We start from the raw sequence: 24,919 nt of genomic DNA on the forward strand, positions 1-24,919 counted from the left end.
TATTTATCAAATCAGGAAAAAGAAAAAATTAAATTTGCAATACTAACTAAACTGAGATAGATCTTTATCCGGACACACTAATTTAAACACTACCAAACGAGCATAAGAATAATAGATTGACACAAAAGAGAATTTAACAATTTTGTCATGCTCATTTCATCGAAGCTATAATTAGCAAATTCCTTTAGGGTAAAATCACAGGTTACAAGTAAAGCATAAAAGCGCGATTTCTAGAAAAGAAACCGCGCTTAAAAAAAATATCACAAGCGTTATTAACGCAACAACTTAATGTTAACGATCAGTAACGTGTTCTGATTCGCGTTTATTGACAAGTTTATCATACTCTTCCTGTGAGCCAACGATAATCTTTTCATACTCACGCAAACCGGTACCTGCAGGGATTAAGTGCCCACAAATAACATTTTCCTTCAATCCTTCCAGATTATCAACCTTACCTTGTATGGCCGCTTCGTTAAGCACTTTGGTAGTTTCCTGGAAGGAAGCCGCAGACATAAAGCTCTTCGTTTGCAACGCAGCTCTGGTAATACCTTGCAGAACCTGACTTGAAGTAGCAGGAACCGCATCACGAGCCTGAACGGGCTTCAAGTCCTTACGTTTGAGCTGAGAATTTTCATCACGCAAACGACGGGCAGTAATTATTTGTCCGGCACGGAGCGTTGTGGAATCACCCGGATCAACCACGACTTTTTTACCCCATATTTCGTCGTTTTCCTCCATAAACTCAATTTTGTCAACAATTTGCTTTTCAAGGAATTTGGTATCACCCGGATCATCGATTTCCACTTTGCGCATCATTTGTCGAACAATGATTTCAAAGTGTTTGTCATTAATTTTCACACCCTGCAGACGATATACATCCTGAACTTCGTTCACAATATATTCCTGTACGGCTGTTGGTCCCTTGATGGCAAGGATATCTGCCGGGGTAATGGCACCATCTGACAATGGGGTACCGGCCCTTACATAATCGTTTTCCTGAACCAGAATTTGTTTGGACAAAGGTACCAGATATTTTTTGACCTCCCCATTCTTGGAAGTAACGATGATTTCCCGATTTCCTCTCTTAACCTTACCAAAGGTAACCTCACCATCGATTTCAGAAACCACAGCAGGGTTGGAAGGATTCCTGGCTTCGAAAAGTTCGGTAACCCTGGGCAAACCACCGGTAATATCACCAGCCCGACCAACCGCTCTAGGAATTTTGGCCAAGGTTTCACCTTGTTTTATTTCATCACCTTCGTCAACAGCAACGTGAGCCCCTACGGGCAGGTTATAAACCTTTATCACCTCACCATTGGCATCCTTAATTTGCACTGCAGGGTTTTTGGTCTTATCACGGCTTTCGATAATTACCTTTTCACGGTAGCCCGTTTGCTCATCGGATTCTTCCTTGAAGGTAACGCCATCAATCATGTTATCGAAGGCGATGGTACCCGATTTTTCAGTAATAATCAAAGCGTTAAATGGATCCCATTCACAAATCAAATCACCTTTCTTCAGTTCGGCTCCATTTTTTATAAAAAGTTTTGCACCATACGGAATGGGCTGAGTGGTAAGGGCAATGTTGGTATTTTTATCGACAATACGCAATTCGGCCAATCGACCAATAACCACATCCAAATCTTGCCCCTCATCACTTGTATAAGGAACAGTCCTTAATTCATCAAATTCAGCAATACCATCGTACTTGGCCACAATATTGTTTTCAGAGGTAACATTAGAAGCGGTACCACCCACGTGGAAAGTACGGAGTGTAAGCTGAGTACCAGGTTCACCGATTGACTGAGCAGCGATCACACCAACAGCCTCACCTTTGTGAACCATTTTACCCGTTGCCAGGTTCCGACCATAACATTTGGCACAGACGCCCCTCTTAGATTCACAGGTCAATACCGAACGAATTTCAACCCTTTCGATCGGGGATTCTTCTATTATGCGAGCGGCTTCTTCGTCAATTTCATCACCACTTTTCACAATAATTTCGCCGGTATTGGGGTGATAAACGTCATGTACAGAGACACGTCCCAGAATCCGTTCATACAAAGAGGCAACTACTTCCTCGTTGCTTTTAATAGCTGTAGCGGTGAGCCCTCTTAATGTACCACAATCTTCTTCAGTAACAATAACATCTTGAGAAACATCCACCAAACGACGGGTCAGATAACCGGCATCAGCGGTTTTAAGAGCGGTATCGGCCAAACCTTTCCGGGCACCGTGAGTAGAGATAAAGTACTCAAGCACGGAAAGTCCCTCTTTAAAATTGGACAAAATGGGGTTTTCAATAATTTGTCCTCCTTCAACACCTGATTTTTGCGGTTTAGCCATCAACCCCCGCATACCTGAGAGCTGACGAATCTGCTCTTTAGAGCCCCGGGCACCGGAATCCAACATCATGAATACCGAGTTGAATCCATCCTGGTCGGAACTCAACTGTTTCATGAGGGTTTGCGTAAGCTTGGCATTAACGTGTGTCCAAATATCAATAATTTGGTTGTATCTTTCATTATTGGTAATGAATCCCATGTTATAGTTATTCATTACCTCTTCCACTTCCTTATAACCTTCATCAACGAGAGCCGCCTTTTCAGCAGGAATGATAACATCTTCGAGGTTGAAGGAGAGTCCACCCTCGAAAGCCATTCGGAATCCTAAAGACTTAATATCATCAAGGAAAGCAGCAGTTCGGGGCGTTCCACATATTTTATGAACGCGACCGATAATATCTCGTAAAGCTTTCTTGGTCAGCAAGGTATTAATATACCCCACCTCTTTTGGAACGTATTCATTAAACAAAATACGTCCTACGGTGGTATCAATCATTACCTTTTCCAGCTCGCCATTTTCATTGAGGTCGTAGGTTTTAACTTTAACTTTGGTTTGTAATTCAACCTTACGTTCGTTATAAGCGATTTTTGCTTCTTCAGGGGAATAGAAAACCAATCCTTCGTTTTTGGCACCCGGACGGGCTTTGGTCATATAATACAATCCCAGTACCATATCCTGAGAAGGAACGGTTATAGGAGCACCATTTGCCGGGTTAAGAATATTTTGACTTCCCAGCATAAGGATTTGTGCCTCTAAAATAGCGGCATTCCCTAATGGCAAGTGGACAGCCATCTGGTCACCGTCAAAGTCAGCGTTAAAGGCCGAACAAGCCAGTGGGTGCAACTGAATAGCTTTACCTTCAATTAATTTAGGTTGGAAAGCCTGAATCCCCAACCTGTGCAGCGTTGGGGCACGGTTTAATAGTACAGGGTGACCTTTTAAAACGTTTTCAAGAATATCCCACACAACAGGGTCTTTTCTATCAACGATTTTCTTAGCCGATTTAACGGTTTTAACGATGCCCCGCTCAATAAGCTTTCTTATAATAAATGGTTTGTATAACTCAGCCGCCATATCTTTGGGGAGCCCGCACTCGTGCATTTTCAATTCAGGCCCCACCACAATTACGGAACGAGCAGAATAATCGACACGTTTCCCCAAGAGGTTTTGACGGAATCGTCCTTGTTTACCTTTAAGACTATCGCTCAGCGATTTTAAAGGTCGGTTAGCATCGGTTTTAACGGCATTAGACTTCCGTGAGTTATCAAATAATGAATCGACAGCTTCCTGCAGCATCCGCTTTTCATTTCTGAGGATAACTTCAGGAGCTTTGATTTCGATCAAACGCTTCAAACGGTTATTACGAATAATTACTCTCCGGTAAAGGTCGTTGAGGTCGGAGGTAGCAAAACGACCTCCATCCAACGGTACCAAAGGTCTTAATTCAGGCGGTATAACGGGTACCACTTTCACGATCATCCATTCGGGACGATTAACACCTTTGGATTCTCGGAAAGATTCGACCACCTGCAGCCTTTTGAGCGCTTCATTTTTACGTTGTTGAGACGTTTCGGTGTTCGCTTTATGCCTTAAATCATAAGACAACTCATCCAGATCGAGACGAGACAGAAGCATTTCCAATGCTTCGGCCCCCATTTTAGCAATAAATTTGTTGGGGTCTTCATCATCGAGATGTTGGTTCTCTTTGGGTAAACTGTCAAGGATATCAAGATATTCCTCTTCAGTCAGGAAATCCATATACTTGATACCATCGGCAGCAGCAACACCAGGCTGTATTACCACGTAACGCTCATAATAAATGATAGAATCAAGTTTTTTGGTGGGTAGTCCCAACAAATACCCGATTTTATTAGGAAGTGAACGGAAATACCAAATATGTGCCACAGGAACAACCAGAGAAATATGCCCCATCCGTTCACGCCGGACTTTCTTTTCGGTAACTTCTACACCACAGCGATCGCAAACAATTCCCCTGTAACGAATTCGCTTATATTTTCCACAATGACACTCATAGTCCTTAACAGGACCAAAAATGCGTTCGCAGAACAACCCGTCCCGCTCGGGTTTGTAGGTACGATAGTTAATAGTTTCAGGTTTTAATACTTCACCTGAAGATCTTTCCAGAATCTCTTCCGGGGAAGCCAACCCAATGGTTATACGGGAAAAATTACTCTTGACTTTCTGATCTCTTCTGAATGCCATATATAGCCGAGTATTAGAATTAAAAAAATAAAAGAGGCAAGGTACATGACAATGAGTCATGTACTGCCGGCGTATTATTCAAGATTCACACTCAATCCAAGGCCACGCATTTCATGGAGCAGTACATTGAGCGATTCGGGAATGCCCGGCATTGGAAGCGGATCACCCTTAACGATGGCTTCATAAGCTTTGGCTCGTCCAACCACATCATCTGACTTAACAGTCAGAATTTCCTGCAAGATATGAGAAGCGCCAAAGGCTTCGAGAGCCCAAACTTCCATTTCACCGAACCTTTGCCCACCAAATTGAGCTTTACCACCCAACGGTTGTTGGGTAATTAATGAATAAGGTCCGATGGAACGTGCGTGCATTTTATCTTCTACCATGTGGCCCAGTTTCAGCATATAAATTACCCCTACAGTAGCGGGCTGGTGAAATCTCTCTCCTGTGCCACCATCGTAAAGGTAAGTCTTACCGAAATCAGGCAAGTTGGCTTTTCTGGTCCAATGCAGAATATCCTCATTGGAAGCTCCATCAAAAATAGGAGTAGCAAACTTAACACCAAGGACTTCGCCCGCCCATCCAAGAACGGTTTCGTAAATCTGTCCCAGGTTCATCCGAGAAGGCACACCCAATGGATTCAGGACAATATCAACGGGGGTACCGTCCTCTAAGAAAGGCATATCCTCTTGTCGGACGATTCGGGAGATAATCCCTTTGTTACCATGGCGACCAGCCATTTTATCACCTACGGTAATCTTCCGTTTTTTGGCAATATAAACTTTGGCTAACTGCACAATACCAGCAGGCAGCTCATCACCAATGGTAAGGTTATACTTTTGCCGTTTCTCTTTGGCTTCGAGCTCTTTATACTTCATCCGATAATTGTGAATGACCTTCTCTATGAGCTCATTCTTATCCTTATCGGTTGTCCATTTATGAGGATTAACAGTGTTATAATCCAGCTCTTGTAAAATTTTCTGGGTAAATTTGGTACCCTTAGCTACCACATCAACACCCCAATAATCCTTAACTCCTTGGCTGGTTTTACCATTAATCAAAGAGAATAATTTATCCACCAACCGACCCTTCAATTCTTCGGCTGCACGGTTAAACTCCTGATCAATTTTGGCGAGAGCAGCTTTATCGCTGGTTCTATTTTTACGGTCTTTAATAACCCGGGAAAAAAGCTTTTTATCAATAACAACTCCAGACAAAGAAGGCGAGGCTTTAAGAGATGCATCCTTAACATCCCCGGCCTTTTCACCAAAAATAGCCCTTAAGAGTTTTTCTTCAGGGGTAGGATCACTTTCGCCTTTAGGCGTAATTTTCCCGATTAGAATATCCCCTGGTTTAACATGAGCCCCCACCCGAATAAGACCATTTTCGTCTAATTCTTTAGTGGCCTCCTCACTTACATTTGGTATATCAGCAGTAAGTTCTTCCAATCCCCGTTTGGTATCTCTCACTTCCAACGAATACTCATCAATATGTATTGAAGTGAAAATATCTTCGCGTACCAATCTTTCAGAAATAACGATAGCATCCTCAAAATTGTAACCTTTCCAAGGCATGAAGGCAACTTTCAGGTTACGACCTAAAGCAAGTTCTCCATTTTGTGTAGAATAGCCTTCAGTAAGGATTTGCCCGGGTTCAATTCGGTCACCCTTTTTAACCAAAGGTTTTAAATTAACACAAGTACTTTGGTTAGTTTTTTGAAATTTAGTAAGCTTATATCGTTTTGTTTCAGGTTCAAAACTCACAAACCGCTCTTCATCCGTCAGGTCATAGCGTACAACAATTTCTTTAGCATCAACATATTCAACAACACCATAACCTTCGGAAACTACTTGCGTACGCGAATCCCTAATCAATCTACCTTCTAAACCTGTTCCTACAATGGGTGATTCAGGCCTTAAAAGAGGTACTGCCTGACGCATCATATTAGATCCCATCAAGGCACGGTTAGCATCATCATGCTCGAGAAAGGGAATAAGCGATGCAGCTACCGAAGCAATTTGGTTAGGAGCGACGTCCATTAAATCAACTTCATCTCCGCTAATTAACGGGAAGTCGCCATCGTGCCGGGCTTTAACCTTACTATTTAGAAAATTTCCTTCATCATCGAGCGGGGCATTAGCCTGAGCAATAGTTTTTGCCTCTTCTTCCTCAGCAGTCATATAGAAAACACCTTCGCTCGATAAATCAACCTTACTATTTTCTACTTTACGGTAAGGTGTCTCAATGAATCCCAAGTTATTAACTTTGGCATATACACAAAGAGAAGAAATCAAACCAATATTAGGTCCTTCAGGCGTTTCAATAGGACAGAGTCGACCATAGTGGGTATAGTGAACATCCCGTACTTCGAAACCGGCTCGTTCCCGAGAAAGACCTCCAGGCCCTAGCGCAGACATTCTTCGCTTATGGGTAATCTCAGCCAATGGATTGGTTTGATCCATAAACTGAGACAAAGCATTGGTACCAAAGAAACTATTAATAACAGACGAAAGAGTTTTACTATTAATTAGGTCAATAGGAGTAAACACTTCGTTATCCCTAACATTCATGCGTTCACGAATGGTACGCGCCATCCGGGCAAGTCCAACACCAAATTGATTGGCCATTTGCTCACCGACGGTACGCACCCTCCTATTGCTTAAGTGATCGATATCATCCACTTCCGTTTTGGAGTTGATCAGCTCAATCAGATACTTTATGATGGCGATCATATCATCGCGCGTCAGTACCTTAGTATCCAAATCGATATTTAGATTTAATTTTTTATTCAATCGATATCGACCTACATCCCCTAAATCGTACCGTTTATCAGAAAAAAACAATTTATCAATAACGTCCCGAGCCGTGGCCTCATCTGGTGGTTCGGCATTTCTCAATTGCCTGTAGATATGGACAACGGCTTCTTTCTCCGAATTACACGGATCTTTCTGAAGAGTATTATAAATAATAGCAAAATCCGAAAGGTTTTGATCTTCCTTGTGCAGAAGAATCGTTTTCGCTCCCGAATCTATAATAGCATCAATATGTTCATCTTCCAGAACAGTTTCCCGGTCAATAATTACTTCATTTCTTTCAATTGAAACTACTTCACCAGTATCTTCGTCAACAAAATCTTCGATCCAGGTTTTCAGGACACGAGCTGCCAGTTTACGGCCAATCACCTTTTTCAAGGCAGCTTTGGAAACTTTTATTTCGTCGGCAAGTCCGAAAATTTCAAGGATATCTTTATCACTTTCATATCCAATGGCTCTCAACAATGTGGTAACAGGTAACTTCTTTTTACGATCGATGTATGCATACATCACATTGTTGATATCGGTAGCAAATTCGATCCAGGAACCCTTAAACGGGATAATACGGGCAGAATAAAGCTTCGTACCGTTGGCATGAACACTTTGACCAAAGAATACGCCGGGCGAACGGTGCAATTGAGATACTATAACTCTTTCAGCACCGTTAATAATAAAACTACCTTTGTCGGTCATGTAGGGAACAGTCCCCAGGTAAACATCCTGAACAACTGTATCAAAGTCTTCATGCTCGGGATCGGTGCAATATAATTTTAATTTTGCTTTGAGAGGGACACTATAAGTCAAACCTCTTTCAATACATTCCTGAATAGTGTAACGGGGTGGGTCGACATTATAGTCGAGAAACTCGAGCACAAAATTATTGCGCGTATCGGTAATGGGGAAATTCTCCATGAAAACCTTCCATAACCCCTCATTTTTCCTTTCCTCCGGGGTAGTCCCCAATTGAAAAAATTCACGGAAAGATTTCAGTTGAATCTCCAAAAGATCAGGATAATCCAACTGATTTTTAATGGAAGCAAAGCTAATCCTTTCGGTAGTAATTGGAGTCATCTATCAACAAATTATTTGAACTTAAACATATAAGCATAAAAAGGTTTAGGATCTCATAAAATGAGTTCCTAAACCGCAACCATATTACAGGTAATATTGTCCTGTTTACTTAAGTTCAACTTCCGCTCCAGCTTCTTCTAATTGAGATTTAAGACTTTCAGCTTCTTCTTTAGAGACTTTTTCTTTAACAGGAGCAGGTGCTTTATCAACAAGTTCTTTTGCTTCCTTCAGTCCAACACCGGTAATTTCCTTAACAAGCTTTACAATAGCAAGCTTAGAACCACCAGGAGACTTCAAGATAACATCAAATTCGCTTTGTTCTGCAGCACCGCCTTCATCACCACCGGCAGCACCACCAGCAACAGCTACTGCTGCAGCAGCAGGTTCGATTCCATATTCTTCTTTTAAGATATCTGCAAGTTCGTTAACTTCTTTAACAGTCAAATTTACCAATTCTTCTGCAAGTTTCTTAATATCTGCCATTGTCTTAGGTATTAAAAAATTTCAATTTCAGTTTGTAAAAAATTATTCCTTTTCACTAAGGGTTTGAAGAATTCCGTGGATTTTAGTTCCACCTGATTGAAGAGCTGAAATAACATTCTTCGCAGGAGACTGCAGAAGGCCGATGATTTCACCCAACAATTCTTCTTTAGACTTAATTTTCGTAAGCACTTCCAATTGCTCACTGCCCAAATATACTGATTCTTCAACAAAAGCACCTTTCAAAACAGGCAATTCAGCTTTTTGTTGAAAATCTTTAATTAATTTGGCAGGTGCATTTCCAGTATTACTGAAAAGAACAACAGAAGTACCTTTAAAGGCCTCGTCCATGCCTTCCACTTTCTTGTCGCTTTGCTCCAGAGCACGTTTAAAAAGGGTGTTTTTAACCATCACCATTTTAATATCCCTCTTGAAGCATTCGCGTCGCAATTCACTGGTTTGGCTGGCATCTAAACCAAGAGTATCGGTCACATAAAAGTGATTGTACTCATTGATTTTGTCCGACAGCTCTTTAATCAGTGCGCTTTTATCTGTTTTTTTCATGATTCCTAATACTCTTCAGTTAACATTAATTTTAAACCTCAACCGATTTGGGTTCAATACGAATACCGGGACTCATGGTACTAGAGAGCGCAATGCTCTTAATATAGGTACCCTTTGCTGAAGCAGGCTTCAGCTTTTGAATGACCCCAACAAATTCACGCACATTTTCAACGAGCTTCTCGGGTGGAAAAGAAACTTTACCAACAGTAGAATGGACGATGCCATATTTGTCTACTTTAAAGTCAATTTTCCCAGCCTTCACTTCCTTCACAGCTTTAGCAATATCCATAGTTACAGTGCCGCTTTTGGGATTAGGCATTAAACCACGTGGGCCTAAAATACGTCCCAAAGCACCCACTTTAGCCATTACGCTAGGCATAGTAATGATAACGTCCACATCAACCCAACCACCTTTAATTTTTTCAATGTATTCATCAAGCCCAACATAATCGGCACCTGCAGCTTTAGCTTCCTCTTCCTTATCGGGCGTACAAAGAACCAAAACCCGAATTTCCTTACCTGTGCCATGAGGGAGCGTAACAACGCCACGTACCATTTGATTGGCTTTGCGTGGATCAACTCCCAGTCGGATGTCAATATCAACAGAGGCATCAAATCTGGTTGTGGTAATTTCTTTTACCAATTTTGCAGCTTCTTCAATGGGATATTGCTTTCCGGCATCGATTTTTTCTAACGCAAACTTTCTATTCTTTGTTAGCTTTTTTGTCATTGTTGCAAACGGATTTTAATGGTTAACCGGAAAATCACCTTCAACAGTGATTCCCATACTTCTGGCTGTGCCAGCAATCATCCTCATTGCAGATTCGATCGTGAAACAATTCAAATCGCTCATTTTATCTTCAGCGATGGCTTTCACCTGATCCCACGTTACCGTAGCAACCTTTTTACGGTTAGGTTCGGCAGAACCGGATTTAATTTTTGCCATCTCCATTAATTGAACAGCTGCAGGTGGTGTTTTAACAACAAAATCAAAAGATTTATCCTTATACACCGTAATAACTACCGGTAACACTTTACCGGCTTTATCCTGCGTGCGAGCGTTGAATTGCTTACAGAATTCCATAATATTCACCCCTTTGGCCCCTAATGCGGGTCCTACAGGAGGTGAAGGATTTGCTGCACCACCTCTAATCTGAAGTTTGATTAAAGTTTCTACTTCTTTAGCCATTGTAGCAATTCATGAGATTATTTATTAATAAATTGTCTTAAAGAGATAAGTCCTGATTTCATAGGTAGAGGTAATACATTAATTACCCTGGAAGCTAACTACTCAATGAAGCGGTACTTATTCTTTAATGACCTGTAAAAAGCTTAATTCCAAAGGAGTTTTTCTTCCGAAAATTTTGACCATTACTTTTAACTTCCGTTTTTCTTCATTTACCTCTTCAATCACACCGTTAAAGCCATTAAATGGTCCATCAACAACTTTAACACTCTCACCAACATAAAACGGATTATTGATTTCTTCTTCATTTTCCGAAAGCTCATCAACTTTACCCAACATACGGTTCACTTCCGATTCCCGCATGGGAGTAGGATGATCTCCTCCCAAAAAACCTATAACATGATTAATATTTTTCAGGATATGAGGAATCTCACCGACTAGCGCAGCCTCAATAAACACATAACCGGGATAAAAATTTCGTTCTCTACTAATTTTTTTCCCGTTACGGATTTGAACAACTTTCTCGGTGGGAATTAAAACTTGGCTCACATAGTCCTGAAGATTTCTACTGGCAATCTCATTCTCTATAAATTCCTTTGCCTTCTTTTCCTTTCCAGTAACCGCCCGGACTACGTACCATTTCTTCTGAATTTCTTCACTCATCGGTACTCTTTCCTTCTTTCCTTACTAATAAAATTGTTGATAAATCCACTGTAATAAGTGATCAAACGAAAAATCCATCAGGTAAACCACGGCTGCAATAATCAAAGAGGCAATCATCACAACAATGGCACTATTCTGTAATTCTGACCAAGTAGGCCATGAAGTTTTATTAACCAATTCATGATGGACATCCTTAAAATAGGCCTTTATTTTTTCCATGCTAAATTTTTATCTGCTCTAACCGGTAATTAAACTATGCACGGGAGGAGAGACTCGAACTCCCGACACCTGGTTTTGGAGACCAGTGCTCTACCAACTGAGCTACACCCGTGTAAAAAGGATAGAGCTTAGTAAAAAAGTGCTCCATCCTTATAGAATTTATCGTTATTATTCAATAATTTCAGTAACCTGACCTGCCCCTACGGTACGACCACCTTCACGAATTGCGAAGCGTAATCCTACGTTCAAAGCAACAGGATAGATCAACGAAACAGAAATAGTAACGTTATCACCAGGCATAACCATTTCAGTACCTTCTGGCAATGTAATTTCACCGGTTACATCAAGGGTACGCAAATAAAATTGAGGACGATATTTATTGTGGAAAGGCGTATGACGACCACCTTCTTCTTTTTTCAACACATAAACCTCAGCTTTAAATTTGGTATGAGGTGTAATAGAACCTGGCTTGGCCAAAACCATTCCACGTTTAACTTCTTTTTTATCAATTCCACGCAACAACAAACCAACGTTATCACCAGCTTGTCCTTCATCCAAAATTTTACGGAACATTTCAACACCGGTACAAACGGTTTTCTTTCCTTCAGCACCTAATCCGATAATTTCCATTTCGTCACCGGTATGGATAACACCGGTTTCAATACGACCGGTAGCAACAGTACCACGACCGGTAATTGAGAAAATATCTTCAATAGGCATCAAGAAAGGTTTCTCGTTATCACGAGGAGGAAGAGGAATCCATTCATCAACGGCATTCATTAATTCCAAAATTTTGGCTTCCCACTTTTCATCACCTTCCAAAGCACCGAGAGCAGAACCTTTAATAATGGGAGTATTGTCACCATCGAATTCGTAGAAATTCAACAGGTCACGAACTTCCATTTCAACCAGTTCTAGCAACTCTTCGTCATCAACCATATCCACTTTATTGAGGAAAACCACAATTTTGGGAACGTTTACCTGACGAGCGAGCAAGATGTGCTCACGGGTTTGAGGCATAGGACCATCTGTTCCTGCAACCACAAGAATAGCACCGTCCATCTGAGCAGCACCTGTCACCATATTCTTAACATAGTCGGCGTGACCAGGACAGTCAACGTGAGCATAGTGACGCTTTTCTGTCTGATATTCAACGTGAGAGGTGTTAATAGTAATACCCCTTTCTTTTTCTTCCGGAGCATTATCTATTGCATCAAAATCTTTTACTTCGGACAAACCTTGCTTGGCCAGCACCTTAGTAATAGCTGCAGTCAGAGTAGTTTTTCCATGGTCTACGTGACCGATAGTACCGATATTAACATGAGGCTTCGTCCTTTGAAATGTTTCTTTAGCCATAACTCGAAATTATTAGACAATTAGATATAAATTGAAACCACTTATTTTATAATTCTCCTTATAAATTACTAACAATCAACAAAGAAAATTAAACTCTTTAAAAATTAACCCATTTTGCGGGGCATAAAGATAAACATTTTCAAGGGAATAATCCATTAAAACCTTTCTTTTTCCCAAAAAATCAGTCAAATAATTATTCCTCCCAATAAAAATATACAGACAGAAAAGCCTTTAGAAACTCTTTGCCTATCATTTTAATAGGCTGATTATCAACAATAACCAGCCTATTAAAATAATTTAAAAAGCCATTAAGGCCATCAAAACGGTGTGCAAATGTATAATAATTTTCATATTACACCAAAAAACAATTCTCTTTTTTAATTATTTGACTTTTAATTTTTCTTTTCTTTTTACTAACTGTTTTCGAAGAGCTTCGCAAACCAAATCTACAGCTTCTTCAAAAGTTTTACTTTGTTTTTTTGCAAATAGAGTATTTCCGGGAATGTCCAATTCAATTTCTACCAATTTGTTTTCGGTAGTCTCTGACTTATCCAGCCTGAGCGTCACAACAGCGCTAATAATGTCATCTGAGAATTGATCTAATTTTCCGACTTTTTGACGGATAAAACTATCAAGTCGAGAAGATGCATCAAAGTGCACGGATTGAATGGTAATATTCATAAAATATCCCTCCATAAATTTATGCCCTGGGATGGGCTTGTTTATAAATAGCTGATAATTTTTCAAACGTATTATGGGTATAAATTTGTGTTGCATTTAGGTTCGCATGTCCCAAAAGCTCTTTAATGGCATTAATATCAGCACCACGGTTTAACAGGACAGTGGCGTATGTATGCCTTAAAATATGCGGGCTTTTTTGGGCCATGGTAGTTACCAGCTTAAGATGTTTCTGAACAATCCGATACACCAATTTGTGGTAAATGGGTTGACCTTTATCGGTAAGAAAGAAGGTCTGAAAAGATTCACCAGCAAAAGTATTGTTACGAACCTTAATATAATGAGTAACATTCTGGACAGTACTTCGGTTCAATGGCACTAACCGCTCTTTGTTTCTTTTTCCCAAAACCTTTACTATGCCCGATTTAAGGTCAAAATTGTGATCTTTCAATGCCACCAATTCCGATAGCCTCATTCCAGTACCATAAAATAAATCAATGATGGTATAGTCTCGAATTCCAGAGTAATCTTTTGAAAATGGCACCTGATCGAGCAACAAATCCATCTCATTTTCTTTAACAAAATCAGGCAAATTTTTGGGTAGCTTGGGGAGAACCACACCATCAACCGGAGAAGTTTCAATAATTTTTGCTCTCAATAAATGTTTAAAATAGGATCTTAATGCTGCAATTTTTCGATGAATGGATCTTGGCTTTATGTTATTGTAGTGAAGTGTTACAACCCAATCGCGAATCACCCTGGTTTTGATATTCCTCTCGTCCATAATACCTCTATCAACCAAATAAGTTTCAAATTGTCTGAGGTCATTTTCGTACGCCACCAAGGTATGGTCAGAGTACCGCTTCTCGTATTTCAGATATTTTAAAAACGATTCAATATATTGCATAAAAAAACGTCTGACTTTTCAATTCATCGTGTTAACGAATATACGAAAAAACATTGAAAAGTCAGACGTTCGAAAAAGATTTTCTCTTACTCGTTGTCTTGCTGTAATTTTTGAATGTAAATAGCTCTTTTAATTTCCTCTCTGCGTCGTACAGAAGGTTTCACAAAAGCTTGACGGGCACGTATTTCACGCATTGTGCCGGTTTTTTCAAATTTACGTTTAAATTTTTTCAAAGCGCGTTCTATGTTCTCTCCCTCTTTAACAGGAACTACAATCATAATTCTAAAATTTTTAAATATCTCAAAAACAAACTATTAACTCAATAAAAATAAATTTGACAGGCATTTCTACTATTGCCCTTAAAACTCAATATTTTCTTTACCCTAAAACGTTAACAACCTCCAATCTTTTAAATTTCAGAAAATTATTAATATTAAAATCGTTTCAAAAATTGCGATACAAAGAAAATGAAGTTTTCTGATTGAAACAAGTTAATCTTCAATTTTTTGTTTATCGACAGAAAAATCTATATATGGCAAAAGCTTTTTTAGCGTTTCTTCGTCAATAGAAGGTATACTTTTCAATTGTTGCTTAGAAGTAATATATCCTTTCTTCTTTCTGTATTCTATGATATCACGGGCCTGATAAAAATTTAGATACGGATGTTTTCGCAAATAAAAGATTGATGCTCTGTTTATGGATATTTTTCTGTAAACCCCTGTATTAATTACAAAGTGATGATTGATATTCTCATACAATTCTTTTGAAATACCATATACTTCTTTAACTTGTTCCCTATCATAAAAACCTCCCAGAAGTTCCCGAAAATCAATAATTCGCTGCGATAAAACATTTCCAATACCTTTTATCTTTTTTAAATCCTCAGCTGTAGCACTGTTAAGATCAACAATAAAAGTATCAATATCGGAAGCTGGCCTACGCTCAGAAATGGTTCTATGATTTTCCCCACTCAGCCTGCCTACAGATGTATGGATAGATGCAGACTTAAAATGATTATTTGATCGGTTTTCATTTGAATTTTTGTTTTCAGAGAAAACCACATAATTGCTTAGCTCTTGTGCCAAAATAGAATCCAATCCATAAATTTTGGCTATATCTTCGGGATGATAAAAAGAGCCACCTGCCTCCAAATATTTCATCCAATTGATGATAACAAGATAAGGAAGACCCATCTTGTCTAACTCAGTTACGGTAACTTTATTTGGATCAAAAAACTTAAAAGCGTACTTGGGTTTATCCTTTTGTACTTCTTCGGCGCCCTCATTATCTTTTTCATTCCTTTCTATAAGCACAGAAGCATCCTTATCCACCTTTATTTCAGATAGATTCCAACTTATTGCCATCAATATCCTTAAAATCACTAAAAGAAAAAGGATAGAGCTTAACGCTATAATGCCGTATTGTTCTCTCCGCGAAAAAGACAGCCAGTCTTTCCACATAATTTTTACTATCCGTCAATATTTATTGATAACGCATAGCCAACATCAACATGGTAATTAAATCCATCCCAGACCTTTCAGAAAAACCAATGTAATGGCAATGGGGGCAACAAATTTAATGATAAATAAAAACCCATTATAATAATGAGCTTTACGTCCATCCGCTTCAATTTCCTCACGCGGTTTTTTAGAGCCCATAACCCAGCCAACAAAAATAACAATCAGCAATCCGCCAAGCGGTAACAAAATATTGGATGAAACTTTATCAAAAATATTAAAAACATTGGAACTAAAAGCACATATTATTGCCAATATGCCAATAACAGCTGTCGCAATCCAAGTGGCACGCGACCGCAACAAATTTAGCTCCTCGGTAAAATAGGCGACTACCACTTCAAGCAATGAAATTGAAGAAGTAAGAGCAGCAATGGTAAGCAAAATAAAAAATAAAAGTCCAAAAACATAACCGCCCACCATTTTATTGAAAATATTTGGCAAGGTAATAAAGACCAGTCCTGGACCTTGGTCTGGCGCCATCCCAAAGGCAAAAGCCGCAGGAAATATTGCTATTCCTGCTAAAACAGCTATTATCGTATCTGCAAGAGAAACCGATAAAGCGGTTCCACCAAGACTTTCAGATTTCTTAATATAAGAACCATAAGTAACAATAACTCCCATACCAATGCTGAGCGAAAAAAATGCTTGCCCCAGAGCCTCCAGAATCACATCAGAAGTAAGTTTTGAGAAATCGGGGTTAAACAGAAATTTCAAACCGGCAGAAGCACCATCTAAAGTTAACGAGCGGATGATAAGTACTAAAATGATCAAAAACAGCAAAGGCATTAATATTTTAGTGTACTTTTCAATACCTTTCTCAATTCCGGCTCTAACAATAAAGGCTGTACCACCTAAAAAAAGAATTGTCCAAAAAGCCGACAGGCCTTTATTTGCTTGAACTCTCTCGAATACTGCAATTAATTCATTTGGTGTACTTCCGGCCAGAGAATTTGTCAAACTTAAGTAGACATACTGTAAGGTCCAACCGGCAACAACTGAATAAAAGGCCAAAATGAGAAAAGCGGCCCCCACTCCCATTACACCTACCAAATTCCAATGCTGGCTTGGAGCTAGTTTTCTAAAAGCACCGAAAACACTTAGCTGAGCCTTTCTTCCTATCAATAATTCTGAAATCATTACCGGAACTCCGATGATAATCACAAATAAAATATATATCAACAAAAACGCACCGCCGCCACTTTCACCTAAAACATATGGGAATCTCCAAATATTACCCAAACCTATAGCCGATCCAGCTGCGGCAGCAATGATTCCAAATTTATTGGTAAAACTATCTCTGTTGGGAGTGTTCAATGACATACTACTGTTATTTTAGAAACTATTAATTAAAAAAACCCCCATTTTATGGGGGTTATAATCAATATCACATTAAAAAGTAAGGTTATAATACATCTATGCAGTTAAGCGCCTTAAAGGCTTCCTGTAAACGTTCCACCATTGACTCTTCACCGGCACGTAACCATTTACGCGGGTCGTAATATTTTTTATTGGGCTTATCTTCACCTTCAGGGTTACCAATTTGTCCTTGCAGATAATCATGATATTTAGCTTCATATTGTCGTACCCCATTCCAGAAAGCCCATTGTGTATCGGTATCGATATTCATTTTAACAACACCATAACTTACGGCCTCGCGAATTTCTTCCAAAGAAGAGCCGGAACCACCATGGAATACAAAATTAACGGGCTTTTCACCGGTACCAAATTTCTCAGAAATATATTTTTGAGAATTTTTCAGGATTTCAGGACGAAGAACTACATTACCGGGTTTGTAAACACCGTGAACATTTCCAAAAGATGCTGCAATAGTAAAATTAGGTGAAACTTTATTTAATTCCTCATAGGCAAAAGCAACATCTTCGGGCTGAGTATAAAGCATGGCATTATCAACACCTGTATTATCAACACCGTCTTCTTCACCACCAGTAATACCAAGCTCTATTTCAAGGGTCATACCCATTTTACTCATACGCTCGAGGTACTTTTTACTGATTTCAATATTGTCTTGAAGTGTTTCTTCAGAAAGATCAAGCATATGAGAACTGAACAATGGTTTACCGGTTTCCTTAAACCATTTTTCACCTTCCTCTAACAGACCATCAATCCAAGGCAATAATTTTTTAGCAGCATGGTCGGTATGAAGAACCACAGGAATACCATAAGATTCAGCCATAAGGTGAACATGTTTGGCTGCAGCCACCGCACCTTTAACTGCCAATTCTTGCCCCTCACCGTTGGCACCTTTACCCGCATAAAATGATGCACCACCATTAGAAAGCTGAATAATCACAGGTGCTTTAGCGATTTTAGCCGCTTCCATTACTGCATTTACGGAATTTGAACCAACGACGTTGACAGCAGGTAATGCAAATTGATTTTCGCGAGCAATACGAAAAATTTCCTGAAGATCTTTGCCTACTGCAACACCTGGTTTTACAACATCCAAAATTTTTTCTTTCATAACATTAATATTATTTGGTAAGATATAAATTTAAAAACGTTTTGCCAACATTTTTCAACAAAACGTAACCATATAACACAAAATCATTTACAAATTCGTGCAAATTTAAGAATAAAATAGAAAATAAAGTAATATCAGTAATAATTCGCCCTTTAAAACGGGTATCCAATGGCAAAATTGAAACTGGTATCAGTCCACCTCCAGGATCGATTAAGAGGTATCCATCTTTCACCTTCAGGAAGAGATGGGTCGCGGGTTTTAAGTCCCATATCCAGGCGAAAAATAAAATAATTAAAATCAAATCGAGCGCCAATACCAGTTCCTACAGCTATTTGATCCACAAATTTATCAAATTCAAAAAGACCACCTTCCGGACTAGAACTTTCGCGAATGCCCCAAATATTTCCTGCATCCAGAAATAAAGCTCCTTCGAGCACCCAAAACAACTTAAACCTATATTCCAGGTTCATTTCCAATTTTATATCGCCTGTCTGGTTGTAAAATTGATATTCCTCTTCGCTATAGCTCCCTGGTCCAAGCCCCCTTACCGGCCAGGCACGAATACTATTAGCACCTCCCGAAAAATATTTCTTTTCGAAAGGCAAAACATCCAAATTTCCATAAGGTATTCCTACCCCTGCAAAAAAACGCCAAACCAACGAAGTATATCGATCGAGACGATTATGAAATCGCAAATCGATATCTGATTTCACATACTGAGCATACCTAATGCCTAAAAGCTCATTGTATTCATTGGCGCTACCATTACCTTTTGCAGACATGGCTAAGGAAAGTAAATTACCAGCAGATTCAAGATTTGCCCTAAAATACCAGAAATCATTATTCTGCCCTAAAGTTTGCTGATTAAGCAAAAAAGAATAATTCATGCCTACAATTAAATGATCCTCGTAAGTATACTCTAAATAAGTACCGCTAATTATTTCTTTGAAATTATCACTCAACTCAGGAATATTGACCAGATTAAATTCCAAAGGATAGAAGGAATGGGAAATATAGCGTGAAGAGCGCCAGTTATACCCCAGCCGTGCATTGGCAAAAGTTCTAGTATAATCGGGCCGACGTTGGTAATTATATGATAATGATATGTTGGTTTTGGGATTATATCTTTGACGGAATTGTTGAAACCGCAAAGGAAGCAAAAAGCGTGGGATGACAATAGAAGCTTCTCCGCCTATTTCAACAGTATTGAATTCTTCAGAAGAAGATCTGACAAATTGATTCTGACGAGCCAAACGGGTATTGAGCGTAAAAAACTCACCACCTTTAAATAAATTCTTATGTTGATAGTTTAAATTGCCTGCCGCTCCAATATTACCGGATGAATTAGTTCCTTCAATATCCACCGAAAAAGATTGAGGCTTTCCGGGAGAAAGTCCAATGATGCAATCGAGTAAAGGCTCGCCTTGCTCGTTGGTATAACCAGTCTCTCGAAAACGGATATTGATATACCTGAATAATCTAAGGCTACTCAACAATTGATGGGTTCGTTCAACTAATGCCGCATTGTAATAGGTGCCCGGCTCTATATAACTGGAACTAATAAGTAATTGAGGTTTAATCGGTAATTCATCGTCATAAATAATCCGGATATTTTCAAATTTAAGAGTGTCAAAATCTAAAGCCACGTCACTCGAATCTTCCTCCAATAATTCATTGGTACCTATTCCTACCTGAAATTCCACTTTACCAATTCTATATTTCTTATAATATGGTTGCCCCTGAACCTCTTCCGGACTAACAACAATCAACGAATCATTTACATAGTTATTCCCAACCGTAGTATCTGACAGATAGTAGATAAACTCTTCAGAAAATCTGTAATATCCTTTGTTCCGAAGATTTTTACTAATTCGCTCACGTTCTTTTTCATGAAGGTCAACGGTAAACGGACGATTTTTTTTGAGAAAAGTCTTTAAGGTATCACTTAATATTACTTCCCGAATGCTGTCATCATCAATCCTATAGCTTACTTTATTTAAAAAATACCGCTCACCCGGATCAATGTAATAAATAACTTTGGCCTTTTGTTTTCCTTTGAAAATAACAGTATCCCTAACCGTCGCTCTAAAATACCCTTGATTGTTCAAATATAATTTCATCTGACGCGATGATTGCGTAACAAGATGGGGATCAAATATCACGGGTTCCTCTCCTATACTGCGGAGCCATCTGTTAAATCCCTTCTCCTTATCATTCCCCGAAAGATTGTACAATCCCAGATAAAACTTCCAGAAGCCCAGAAGTTTAGTATTCTCATTCTGGCGCACATAGGGTCTAAGTTTCTCCTTCGTGATATCTCTTACTTTGCTTTTTATCTTTACATTAGCCAACAGGTATTCATCTTCCGGAACAAACTTCGTAGTAGAACAGCTTCCCAGAATAAAAAACAAAGACCACAATAAGATTATCCTAGTAGCAAAACCTATATATTTTTTTACTTTTTTCAATTGCTTCACTCTAAAAACAGGTTTCAAAAAACTCTCTTTATGCAAAGAAACCAAAATTATCGGTTTAATATTCTATTTTTGCAATCAAAGACAACGCCAAAATGGTTGGAAAATCGAAAAAAAAATTAATCGCCTCTCTTGCTCATAAAAAGTATCGCGACAAAAATTCCCTGTTCGTGGCAGAAGGGTCCAAGCTGGTAAACGACCTTTTGGATGCCGGATTAAAATCGGAATTAATTTATTCGACCAAAGAAAATGCTATTACCGAAAAACACAAAAAACTTATTACTCAAATAATTGACAACAATGAATTAAAACAACTAAGTTTTCTCACCCATCCTCGAGATGTAATAGCTCTATTCAGACAGCCGGATTTTAGCTTTACTTTTGGAGAACATCGTCATAACCTTACTCTTTGTTTAGATGGAATACAGGATCCCGGGAATATGGGCACAATACTTCGATTGGCCGCCTGGTTTAATATACCATACGTTGTTTGCAGTCCGGACACGGTCGATGCGTTTAATCCGAAAGTAATTCAAGCATCCATGGGTGCTATCGCTCATGTTAAAGTTCACTATACACAACTTAATGACTTTTGTCAACGTTCCAATAAGGAATTAAATCTTGAAATTTTTGGGACTTTTATGCAAGGTCAAAACATTTATTCACTGGCATTACCCGATAAAGGAATAATTGTTTTAGGGAATGAGGGCAATGGGATACGAGCCGAAACAGCCAGGACCATTACCACTCGTCTGTCGATTCCAAAATTTGAACGTCCTAACGGTTCTTCTTCCATAGAATCTTTAAATGTTGGAATAGCTGCAGCGATAATATGTTCCGAATTCCATCGTTCTACATTTTGTTAATATATTGGGCGACACCGATGGCACAACGTTCTCCGTCCATGGCTGAGGAAGCTATTCCGCCGGCATAACCAGCTCCTTCACCACAAGGGAAAAGCCCTTTGACCGATACATGCATATAAGAATCTTTATCCCTCGGGATTCTTAATGGCGAAGAAGTGCGCGATTCAGCAGCCAAAACAACAGCTTCTTCACATAAAAAGCCTTTTGCACGTTTCCCAAAATAAGCAAATCCTTCTCGTAAACGAGAAGAAATATGATCAGGCAAAATAAAATGTAACGGAGCGGCCACTACTCCTGGAATATAAGAAGTTTCCGGTAAATCGAAGGATAAACGACCATCAACAAAATCAACTAACCGTTGGGCAGGAGCTATAACTCCCTGACCACCGTTAACAAAACAGAGCCTTTCAACTTCCTGTTGGTAATACAAGCCGGCCAATACCCCGTATTTTTCATATCCTTTCAGATCTTCAGGTCGTATTTCAACCACCATTCCACTGTTTGCATAAGGTGAATTCCTTTGCGATGGCGACATACCATTGATCACCATCTCTTCAGCCCCAGTCATCGCCGGGACAATAAAACCACCCGGACACATACAAAAGGAATAAACCCCTCGGCCCGCTACCTGATGAGAAAAACTGTATGATGCTGCCGGCAAATAAAGTCCTCGTCCGTCCTTGGTATGATATTGAATACGATCTATCAATTCCTGCGGATGTTCTACCCTTACCCCCATAGCCCAGGTTTTGGCATGGAGTTCAATGCCCTTCTCATGAAGAAGGTGGTAAACATCTTTAGCGGAATGTCCTGTTGCCAAGATCACCGCTTTACCTCTAAGTTTAGTCCCATCATGTAAAATTACACCATCAATCCTATCGCCATTAATAATAAAATCTACCACACGCGATCTAAAGAGAAATTCCCCACCGGCTGTAACGATAGTGTTTCGTATATTACGGATAATACCCGGCAATTTGTCGGTTCCAATGTGGGGATGAGCATCTATCAAAATATTTTCCGATGATCCATGAAAATAAAGAAGCTCAAGAAAGTTCCTAAAATCTCCTCTTTTTTTACTACGAGTATAAAGCTTTCCATCAGAAAAGGTACCTGCACCTCCCTCCCCAAATGCATAATTGGAATCATCATCAAGTTGTTCGTTTCGGTTAAGCAAGGCAATATCCTTTTTACGCTCCGATACATCCTTCCCTCTCTCAACAATAATAGGCTTTAAACCCAATTCCATTAATTTGAGTGCTGCAAATAGTCCTGCCGGACCAGACCCGACAACTATTACCTCAGGTGCAGATATTACAGAAGGCCAATGAAATTTTTTAGGATTTGTTTGAGGCATTGGCTCGTTGTGCCATACTTGCACTTGCAAATCCACCATCACCTGCCTCTGCCGGGCATCAATAGACCGCCTGACGATGCGAATACCCGAAATATCACCTATGTTTATTGACAGTTTCCGAACTGCATATTTTTTTATTGTATCTTCTTGTAACGCCTCTTCAGGAGTTAATCGTAAATCTATAAGCTGAAACATTATTCAAAATAAAAAGTAAAAACAAATATTCTCGAAGTCAAGCGATCCAAAACATCGGTATAAAATACATCTTCCGGTTCTCCGGTGCCGGAAGAATCCAATACATTCAGCATGCCAACCGATAATTTGGCCTCGGTCGACAGCCTAAAATAATTCAAATAAAAATCAAACCCGGCGCCAACTTCTAAATATAAATCCCCTTTTTTCAATTTAAGTCCATCATTTTCCGATTTAGCCAGGTCAATACGCGGATTGATACCTCCAACTAAATAGGGTTTCACGTTGGTCATCCTGGCACCGCTAAATTTTAGCAATAACGGGAATTCCAAAAAGGTGGATTTAATTTCAAGTGGTTTCTCCTCTACTTCACCATCCTGAATGTAAAGTAAATCGCGTTGGCCAAAACTAATCCCAGGCAGAAATCTTAAATTAAAATATTGATTAAGGCGTAAGCTAGATACGATGCCGAGATTAATTCCGGGATTTAGATTAACAACCTCAGCATATCGATTTTCCAAACCTTCGGGCCGTTCTGATATAGGTTTATGTACCACTCTAAAATCCATGGTATTAAACCCGATCAAAAAGCCGAAATGCAAAGGTCGATAATCGAAAGCCGGAAGATTAGGCACACCTTTCTTCTCCCTCCCTTGTCCATTTACCGGAAAGTAAACAAAAATCACAAAAGTAAATAGTAAAAGCCAACGCAAGAGAAAAGTATTTTTGAAGCAAACGTAAAGCACGCCAAAATATTGTCATCACATTTTTGTTGCAACATATATGGTTGCTATACCAAATGTTTGTTTTATACCTTTTTGCCATTCAAAGCCTGCCTTTTCCAATTCCTTTTTAAAATCCTCCCCTTCCGGAAATTGCATTGCTGACTCGGGCAAATATTTATAAGCCTCTTTATCTTTAGAAATCATTCCGCCCCACCATGGTAAAATCCGGCGCATATAAAAATAAAATAATTGTTTAAAAGGAAATACTTTGGGCCTTGAAAACTCCAGGACCACCAGCTTACCATCAGGCTTTAATACCCGATGAATTTCTTTCAACCCCTTTTGAAGGTTTTCAAAATTCCTAACACCAAATGCGACCGTAGCTGCATCAAAAAAACGGTCGTCGAAAGGCAACGCCTCAGAATCCCCTTGTTTCAGTTGTATAGTCATATGTAGCCTTTTCTTTTCGATTTTTTTACGGGCTACATTCAACATTTTTTCCGACAGGTCAACCCCATAAACAGCTACCGGGTCAATTTTGGTAAGTTCAATCGCCAAATCACCTGTTCCGGTTGCTACATCCAGGATTATGGGTGCAGTAAGTCCTTTCAACTGTTTAACAACATTTTTTCTCCAGATTTTATCGATTCCAAACGAAAGCAAGTGATTTAACAGGTCATAATGAGGAGCAATTTTATTAAACATGGACCGAATTTGTTCCTTTTTGCTACTCTCCTTGTCCTTATATGGCTTTATCATCCTTAAAAAATTTTGGGTCAAAAATACAAAGATTTTATCAC

At 39.3% G+C, this 24,919-nt stretch carries 20 protein-coding genes and 1 tRNA gene; 1 reads left to right on the forward strand and 20 read right to left on the reverse strand.

Annotated elements, in window-relative coordinates; translation table 11 throughout:
• Positions 1-291: 291 nt before the first annotated feature.
• From rpoC to tamL, 17 genes are all read right to left on the reverse strand, one after another.
• The gene (rpoC, locus tag BM130_RS01060; RefSeq protein WP_010528814.1) at positions 292-4,569 is read right to left on the reverse strand and encodes a DNA-directed RNA polymerase subunit beta'; all 4,278 of its coding nucleotides are present in this window, start codon (positions 4,567-4,569) and stop codon (positions 292-294) included.
• A gap of 74 nt (positions 4,570-4,643) precedes the next feature.
• Positions 4,644-8,453: a DNA-directed RNA polymerase subunit beta gene (gene rpoB, locus BM130_RS01065; RefSeq protein ID WP_010528815.1), complete on the reverse strand. Its 3,810-nt coding sequence runs from the start codon at positions 8,451-8,453 to the stop codon at positions 4,644-4,646.
• Positions 8,454-8,558: 105 nt separating this feature from the next.
• Positions 8,559-8,936: a 50S ribosomal protein L7/L12 gene (gene rplL / locus BM130_RS01070; RefSeq protein WP_010528816.1), complete on the reverse strand. Its 378-nt coding sequence runs from the start codon at positions 8,934-8,936 to the stop codon at positions 8,559-8,561.
• Between the two features lie 42 nt (positions 8,937-8,978).
• Positions 8,979-9,497, reverse strand: a complete 519-nt coding sequence (gene rplJ, locus BM130_RS01075; RefSeq protein WP_010528817.1) for a 50S ribosomal protein L10 — start codon at positions 9,495-9,497, stop codon at positions 8,979-8,981.
• A gap of 31 nt (positions 9,498-9,528) precedes the next feature.
• Positions 9,529-10,227, reverse strand: coding sequence for a 50S ribosomal protein L1 (gene rplA / locus BM130_RS01080; RefSeq protein WP_010528818.1), 699 nt, complete (start codon positions 10,225-10,227; stop codon positions 9,529-9,531).
• 15 nt (positions 10,228-10,242) lie between these two features.
• Entirely contained in the window at positions 10,243-10,686 is a 444-nt protein-coding gene (gene rplK / locus BM130_RS01085; RefSeq protein WP_010528819.1) for a 50S ribosomal protein L11, read from the reverse strand.
• Between the two features lie 117 nt (positions 10,687-10,803).
• The gene (nusG, locus tag BM130_RS01090; protein WP_010528820.1) at positions 10,804-11,346 is read right to left on the reverse strand and encodes a transcription termination/antitermination protein NusG; all 543 of its coding nucleotides are present in this window, start codon (positions 11,344-11,346) and stop codon (positions 10,804-10,806) included.
• A 24-nt stretch (positions 11,347-11,370) separates the two neighbouring features.
• Positions 11,371-11,565, reverse strand: a complete 195-nt coding sequence (secE, locus tag BM130_RS01095; RefSeq protein ID WP_010528821.1) for a preprotein translocase subunit SecE — start codon at positions 11,563-11,565, stop codon at positions 11,371-11,373.
• A 39-nt stretch (positions 11,566-11,604) separates the two neighbouring features.
• A tRNA-Trp gene (locus BM130_RS01100) sits at positions 11,605-11,677 on the reverse strand.
• Between the two features lie 56 nt (positions 11,678-11,733).
• Positions 11,734-12,921 (reverse strand): elongation factor Tu, encoded by a 1,188-nt coding sequence (gene tuf, locus BM130_RS01105; RefSeq protein ID WP_010528822.1) that lies wholly within the window; start codon positions 12,919-12,921, stop codon positions 11,734-11,736.
• A gap of 381 nt (positions 12,922-13,302) precedes the next feature.
• Positions 13,303-13,617, reverse strand: a complete 315-nt coding sequence (hpf, locus tag BM130_RS01110) for a ribosome hibernation-promoting factor, HPF/YfiA family (RefSeq protein WP_010528823.1) — start codon at positions 13,615-13,617, stop codon at positions 13,303-13,305.
• Between the two features lie 4 nt (positions 13,618-13,621).
• Positions 13,622-14,506, reverse strand: a complete 885-nt coding sequence (locus BM130_RS01115; RefSeq protein ID WP_010528824.1) for a tyrosine-type recombinase/integrase — start codon at positions 14,504-14,506, stop codon at positions 13,622-13,624.
• 86 nt (positions 14,507-14,592) lie between these two features.
• Positions 14,593-14,784 (reverse strand): 30S ribosomal protein S21, encoded by a 192-nt coding sequence (gene rpsU, locus BM130_RS01120; protein WP_010528825.1) that lies wholly within the window; start codon positions 14,782-14,784, stop codon positions 14,593-14,595.
• A 213-nt stretch (positions 14,785-14,997) separates the two neighbouring features.
• Positions 14,998-15,966: a ComEA family DNA-binding protein gene (locus BM130_RS01125; protein ID WP_010528826.1), complete on the reverse strand. Its 969-nt coding sequence runs from the start codon at positions 15,964-15,966 to the stop codon at positions 14,998-15,000.
• A gap of 57 nt (positions 15,967-16,023) precedes the next feature.
• Positions 16,024-17,343 (reverse strand): sodium-dependent transporter, encoded by a 1,320-nt coding sequence (locus BM130_RS01130; protein ID WP_010528827.1) that lies wholly within the window; start codon positions 17,341-17,343, stop codon positions 16,024-16,026.
• A gap of 82 nt (positions 17,344-17,425) precedes the next feature.
• Entirely contained in the window at positions 17,426-18,505 is a 1,080-nt protein-coding gene (gene fbaA, locus BM130_RS01135; RefSeq protein ID WP_010528828.1) for a class II fructose-bisphosphate aldolase, read from the reverse strand.
• A gap of 152 nt (positions 18,506-18,657) precedes the next feature.
• On the reverse strand, positions 18,658-20,982 hold the full coding sequence (gene tamL, locus BM130_RS01140; RefSeq protein ID WP_237706181.1) for a translocation and assembly module lipoprotein TamL: 2,325 nt from the start codon (positions 20,980-20,982) through the stop codon (positions 18,658-18,660).
• 92 nt (positions 20,983-21,074) lie between these two features.
• On the opposite strand from tamL, the gene BM130_RS01145 reads away from it, so the two are divergent.
• Positions 21,075-21,845, forward strand: a complete 771-nt coding sequence (locus BM130_RS01145; RefSeq protein ID WP_010528830.1) for a TrmH family RNA methyltransferase — start codon at positions 21,075-21,077, stop codon at positions 21,843-21,845.
• Here the strand turns inward: BM130_RS01145 and BM130_RS01150 are convergent.
• The 3 genes from BM130_RS01150 to ubiE are packed head-to-tail and all read right to left on the reverse strand — an operon-like array spanning position 21,832 to position 24,878.
• Positions 21,832-23,397: an NAD(P)/FAD-dependent oxidoreductase gene (locus BM130_RS01150; protein ID WP_010528831.1), complete on the reverse strand. Its 1,566-nt coding sequence runs from the start codon at positions 23,395-23,397 to the stop codon at positions 21,832-21,834. The two genes, BM130_RS01145 and BM130_RS01150, sit on opposite strands and share 14 nt — an antisense overlap.
• A complete protein-coding gene (gene porT, locus BM130_RS01155; protein ID WP_010528832.1) occupies positions 23,397-24,107 on the reverse strand; it encodes a type IX secretion/gliding motility protein PorT/SprT in 711 nt (236 codons plus the stop codon). The genes BM130_RS01150 and porT overlap by 1 nt, the downstream gene beginning before the upstream one ends.
• 48 nt (positions 24,108-24,155) lie before the next feature.
• Positions 24,156-24,878 carry a bifunctional demethylmenaquinone methyltransferase/2-methoxy-6-polyprenyl-1,4-benzoquinol methylase UbiE gene (gene ubiE, locus BM130_RS01160; RefSeq protein ID WP_010528833.1) on the reverse strand — a complete coding sequence of 241 codons (723 nt, stop codon included), beginning with the start codon at positions 24,876-24,878 and terminating at the stop codon, positions 24,156-24,158.
• Between the last annotated feature and the right edge of the window lie 41 nt (positions 24,879-24,919).

The organism is Thermophagus xiamenensis (assembly GCF_900112795.1).
In the GTDB taxonomy this organism is placed as follows: Bacteria; Bacteroidota; Bacteroidia; order Bacteroidales; family Marinilabiliaceae; genus Thermophagus; species Thermophagus xiamenensis.